Below are 6,307 nucleotides of genomic sequence, written 5' to 3'. Positions count from 1 at the left end.
AACCGCAACACCCACCAACGACTCCGGCCCCACACCCACCGAAACCAAATACCTGGCAAAACGATTCACCCGAGCATCGAACTCCGCATACGACAGCGACTGCCCCTCGAACGAGAGCGCTACCGCACCCGGAGACCGCAGCACCTGCGCATCGAACCCGTCCAACACCGACACGCCCGCAACCTCACGCGCCGTGTCATTCCACCCCTCCAGCACCAACGAACGCTCAACAGAATCCAAAATATCAACGTCACCAACACGCACCGAAGGATCGGTGGCTACGGAGGAGAGCAGTCGAAGAACTCTGTCCAGCAACGCAGTTGCGTAGTCGGCATCGAAGAAGTCCGGTAGGTACCGCAGCGTCAAGTGCAACTGCTCGTCGAGTGCGATCAGCAGGGTCAACGGGTAGTTCGTGGAATCGTCCGAGGCGATGTCGTCGATCATCATTCCGTCGAGAACATCCGCCTGTGCGGAGAGGCCCTCACGGTCGACCGGGTACGACTCGAATACAACCAACGTGTCGAACAGTGTTCCGACGTCCGCTGCTTTCTGGACATCGGTCAAACCGAGATAGTGATGATCAAGCATTCTCGCCTGCTCGATCTGGACCCTGGCAACCAATTCTTCGACGGACTCCGCGGCGTCGAGGCGCACCCGCACAGGGAGGGTGTTGATGAACAACCCGACCATCGATTCGACGCCGGTGAGCGCCGGTGGCCGGCCGGACACTGTTGCACCGAAGACAACGTCGTCGGTTCCGGTCAACGCACCGAGCAGGACCGCCCACGCGCTCTGCACGATCGTGTTGGCGGTGACCCCGAGTCGTGCGGCCAGAGCTGTGAGCGCCGTCGTTGTCTCCGACGACATCGACACGTTCAGCTTCTGTGACAGCGCGGTGAATTCCTGTCCGCCTGTGACCTGAGCAAGCAGCGTCGGCTCTTCGACGCCGGAAAGCGCATCCGCCCAGGCTGCGAGTGATCGATCACGATCCTGATCGACAAGCCACGCCAGGTAATTGCGATAGCTACGCACACGCGGAAGAACCGCGTCGTCACCACGCGTCGCGTACAGCGCCAACAGGTTCTGCAAGAGCAGCGGCACCGACCAACCGTCGAGAATGATGTGGTGATTCGCCACCACCAAGCGATAGTCCCCCTCCGCCATGGTGACGAAGGTGAACCGAATCAACGGCGGTGACGCCATGTCGAAGTGCGTCGCCTGGTCAGCCGTCAAAACTTCGTTCAGGGCTGCCTCACGGTCGACGGCCGCAATATCGCTGAGATCGATGTTCCGCCACGGGACGTCGACGTCCGCGAGGACTATCTGGACCGGCGTGCCGTCGTCGTCGGCCGTGAATACCGTTCGCAGGTTCGCGTAGCGGTCGATGATTCCCTGTGCTGCAGTACGCAATCGGTCGGAATCAACCTTCCCGGACAGAGTGAGAATCATCTGCACCGAGTAGAGGTCGACGCTGGATTCCGCCAACATCGCGTGGAAGAGCAAACCGGACTGCAGCGGCGCCAGCGGCCAGATGTCGGTCACTGTTCCGAATCGATTCTCGAAGCCGTCGATATCCCGCTGGCTCACAGAGACAAGCGGCACGTCGGACGGCGTGAGTCCACCTGCTCCGACGGAGCGAGAATGCTCCGCCAGGGCAGTCAGTGCTTCGACCCAAATCTGTGCAAATGCCTCGACACTCTCGCCGTCGATGGCACCGACGGGGTATGCGAAAGATGCCTCCAGAACAGCACCGTCTGCGCCGTCGTTGACGATCGCATTGATGTCGACGACTTTGTTTGCGGGCATGTCGACGTCTTCGGGTGCTGACACGTTGGCGAAATCGCCGGCCGGCAGCCACCCGAGTCCCTCGACACCTGCCGGAAGATCCTCAGCGACAACTCTTCCCAAGTAGTTGAAGCTGACCTGTCCCCCGGCGAAGCGAGAAAGCACTGCGCGCGTGTCTTCGTTCAGGTAGCGCAGCAGTCCGTACCCGACGCCCTTGTCCGGGATCGCCAGCAGCTGTTCCTTCACTGCTTTGATCGCGCGTCCCGCCGAATCACCTCCGGCGAAAGCGTCACCCAGGTCTACCTCGGAAAGATCGAGACTGATCGGGAAGGCAGCGGTGAACCAGCCAACGGTCCTTGACAGATCCGCGCCAGGAATCACGGCTTCTTCGCGGCCGTGGCCCTCGAGTTGCAGCAGGGCAGATGACGAGTCAATTCCGGCTCGGCGACGCCACTCGATCAGCGCGAGTGCCAGTCCAGCGAGCAGGCCGTCGTTGGCGCCGCCGTTGAATACCTCCGGCAGCGTGGTCAGCAGAGTCTCGGTCACCTCAGCGGGGACCGTCACGCTTATCCGCTGAACCGTTGCCGCAACGTCGACGGCAGAGTCGTACGCCCTCTTGCCCAGCACCGGGTCCGGTGTCTGCAACACCTTCCGCCACGTATCCAGCTCGGCCACACGCGAATCGCGATGCGCCTCGTCGGACAGTGCGTGAGCCCAGCGTCGCATCGACGTACCCGTCGGCTCGAGAGCCACATCCCCCGTCGCTCCGCTCGCCCCGGCCATTTGAGCCGCAGCCGACACCAGATCCGGAACGATGATTCGCCAGGAGACCCCATCGACGATCAGGTGATGTGCAGCAATGATCAAGCGCCCGGTGCGAGTGGGACCGAAGTCGACCCACACGAACTGAACCATTACGCCGTCCGCCGGATTCAACCGGCCGAGAGCCTCGTCGAGGCCCTTGGAAGCCGTGAGAACAATTGTCGACTCATCCGCAGACGCATCAACATCCACGCGGCTGAGCAAATCCTCGACGTCCACGGTTCCAGGCTCGGAGACCGACATTCCCCATCCGCGACCGTCGGAGATCAACCGCGAGCGGAACATGTCGTGGTGGTCGACGACTGCAGCGAGTGTTCGCACGATGTCGGCTCGCTGCACTCCGAGTGGTAGCTCGAGAGTCATCGTCTGTGTGAATCGGTTGTAGCTGCCACCGCGCTCGACCATGAATCGTTCGATCGGCGTCAACGGCATCCAGCCGACTCCACCGCCCGGCAACTCCTCGAGCACCACCGCGGCCTCGACGTCGGCGGCATACTTCGCCACTTCGGCCAATGCCGCGACAGTCTTGCTCTCGAAGACGTCACTGGGTGCGAATACGACCCCACGTGCCTTCGCACGAGAGACGAGTTGGATGGACATGATCGAGTCGCCGCCCTGAGCGAAGAACGAGTCGTCGGTGCCGATGCGATCCAGGCCGAGAACGTCCGCGAAGATCTCGCTCAGGATTTGTTCCATCTCGGTGACCGGGGCGCGGAATTCCTTGGTCTCGAAAACCGGTGCTGGGAGCGCTTTTCGGTCCAGCTTGCCTGCCGGACTGAGCGGCATGTCCGAGGAGACCATGACCGAAGCCGGAACCATATGGGCCGGAAGGGTTCTGGAGACGAATTCGATCAATTCCGCCGAAGTGACCGAAGCGTGCTTTCCGGTGAACACGTACGACACCAGCGCCGGAGCACCCGACGGCAGGGTCGTACCCATCGTCGCAGCGAACTCGACCTCAGGGTGTGCCGTCAGCGATGCATCGATTTCGCCCAGTTCGATACGGAAACCGCGAATCTTGACCTGGAAATCGTTGCGGCCCACGTATTCCACGGCGTAGGTCGAGGGTGCCGTTCCAGCGACCCAGCGCACCACGTCACCGGTTCGGTACATTCGCTCACCCGGATTACCGTGCGGGTTTGCCACGAATCGATCGGCACTCAAGCCCGGACGACGATGATAGCCGCGGGTCACCTGAGGACCGGACAGATACAGCTCGCCCGAGACTCCCAGTGGAACTGGATTGAGTCGTGTGTCCAGGACGAAGGCTGCCATGTCACCGATCGTCGCGCCGATGTCCATTCGGTCACCGGGCAGAAGCGGAACGCTGACGTTCGTCACGATCGTCGTCTCGGTCGGGCCGTAGACATTCAGGAACGTCCTGGGAGCCGAAGCCGACGCGGCCGATCCGTCCCCTGTCGTCCACTTGCTGATCAGTTCCGGCGAATACGCTTCGCCACCCACGCCTACCACCGTCAGGTCGTCCAGGCCGCTCGGGTCCATCGATGCCAGCGCAGCGGGTGTGATGAACGCATGCGTGACTCGTTCGCTACGGAACACCTCAGCCAGTTCGTCGCCGCCGTACACGCCAGGCGGGACGATGACCATCGTCGCGCCGGTGGCCACCGCGAGGAACAACTCGAGCATCGACGCGTCGAAACTCGGTGACGCGAAGTGCAATGTCCGCGAGGTGGGCTTCACGAGGTAATGCGCGGCCTGCGTGACACTGAAGCTCGCCAGTCCCGCGTTGGTCGCGACAACGCCCTTCGGCAGTCCTGTCGTGCCGGAGGTGTAGATGACCCAAGCCGGATGAGCAGTCGTCAGTGGACGGACACGTTCCTCGGCATCGATTGGCGCTCCGGACACTCCGGCGATCATCTGTTCGCCGAGCGGTCCGTCCACGACCAACCACTCGACGTCGTCGGCGAGATTCGGGCGTTCGACGTCGAGGGTCAGGCCTACCTTCGCACCCGAGTCGCTGAGCATGTGCGCGATACGGTCTGCCGGATAGTGCGGATCGATCGGAACGACCGCTGCCCCGGTCTTCGACACTGCCCAGACCGCGAGTACCGATTCGACGGATCTCGGAATCGACACCGCCACAAGATCTTCAGCCCCGAGACCACGGTTGATCAAAACGCGGGCCAGCTTCGACGACCACTCGTCGACCTCGCGATACGTCATGGACCTACCGGCCGCGGCCTGCGCCGTGCCGGGGTAGCGCAAAGCGACGTTGTCCGGGTAATGCGCAGCAGCGTCGGCAAGAATCTCGGCCAACGGCGCCTGCGCTACTCCTGACGAAGCCCTTTGACTCGTCAGAACCTCACGCTCGGACGCGTCGAGGATTTCGATGTCACCCACCGAAGTCGCGGGGTCCGTCGCAATTCCATTCAGGATGCGCATCAATCGTGCGGCGAATCCGCGGACGGTCGATTCGTCGAACAGATCCGTCGCGTACGTGAACGTCGCCGACAGCCCTTCTGATACCTCGCTGATCGTGAGCTGCAGGTCGAACTTGGCCACAGTCTCGTCGATTGCGAACTCGGCGGCCGTCAGACCGGGCAGAGCCAACGAGTTCTGCCCCAGGTTCTGGAACGCCAATGCCACCTGGAACAGCGGGTGATGTGCTCTCGACCGAACGGGATCCAGCACTTCCACGAGCCGCTCGAACGGAAGGTCCGAGTGCGCGAACGCCTGAAGGTCGGTTTCCCGAGCCGAGGCCAGAAGTGTTGTGAACGCCGCCGAAGGATCAACCTCGGTACGCAAAACCAGGGTGTTGACGAACATTCCGATCAAATCGTCGAGTTCGGATTCACCTCGCCCGGCCATCGGTGCACCGATGTTGATATCCGTTGTTCCCGACAGACGAGCGAGAAGCGACGCCAAAGCCGCATGGACCACCATGAACATCGACGCATTGTGTTCCCGGCCCACGGTGATCAGCCGCTCATGCAATTCCTGACCGATCGAGAATTCGAATGTCGCTCCCTGACCGGAGAATACCGCCGGCCGAGCCCGATCCCCCGGAAGATTCAACTGTTCGGGCACGCCGTCCAGTGCTTGCGCCCAGTAAGTGATCTGTTGCGCGATGACGGACTGCGGATCGTCCTCGGACCCGAGAACCTCACGCTGCCACAACGAGTAGTCGGCGTACTGCACCGGCAACGGCGTCCAGGTCGGAGCCTGGCCGTTGGTTCGGGCGTAGTAGGCGGTCATGACGTCGCGGGTCAACGGGCCCATCGAGAAACCGTCGGTCGAGATGTGATGCACCACGAATACCAGAACGTGCTCGTCGGCCTTGATCTGGAAAAGCTTGGCGCGCAACGGCACCTCGGTTGTCACGTCGAAGCCTGCCGCTACGAAGTTCGTTACCTCGGAAACGATCTCCGAATCCGAGACCAAGGTTGCAGCGAGGTTCACGTCGACATCAGCCGGTGCAACGATCTTTTGGTAGCCGACGCCGTCGACCTCGGGGTAGACCGTGCGCAGAACCTCGTGACGGCCGATAACGTCGGCGACCGCCTGCTCCAGCCCCGAGACGTCCAGTTCTCCGGTGAGAGTTATCGCAACCGGGACGTTGTTCCCTGCCGAGCTCGTATCCAACTGGTTGAGGAACCACATGCGCTGCTGCGCCAACGACAACGGAACCCGAACCGGACGCACCTGCGCAGTCAACGCCGCACGCGAACCACCACCAACA

The 6,307-nt window shown here is 62.1% G+C and carries 1 protein-coding gene; it reads right to left on the bottom strand.

Annotation, left to right across the window (positions count from 1 at the left end; genetic code table 11):
• A partial coding sequence (locus ACWF6P_RS31605) for an amino acid adenylation domain-containing protein (RefSeq protein ID WP_452623678.1) occupies positions 1 to 6,307 on the bottom strand: 6,307 nt, incomplete at both ends.

Source organism: Rhodococcus sp. NPDC055024, from assembly GCF_053608585.1.
Note: the sequence above shows the minus strand (reverse complement) of the source record. Positions and strands in the feature narration are given on the sequence as shown.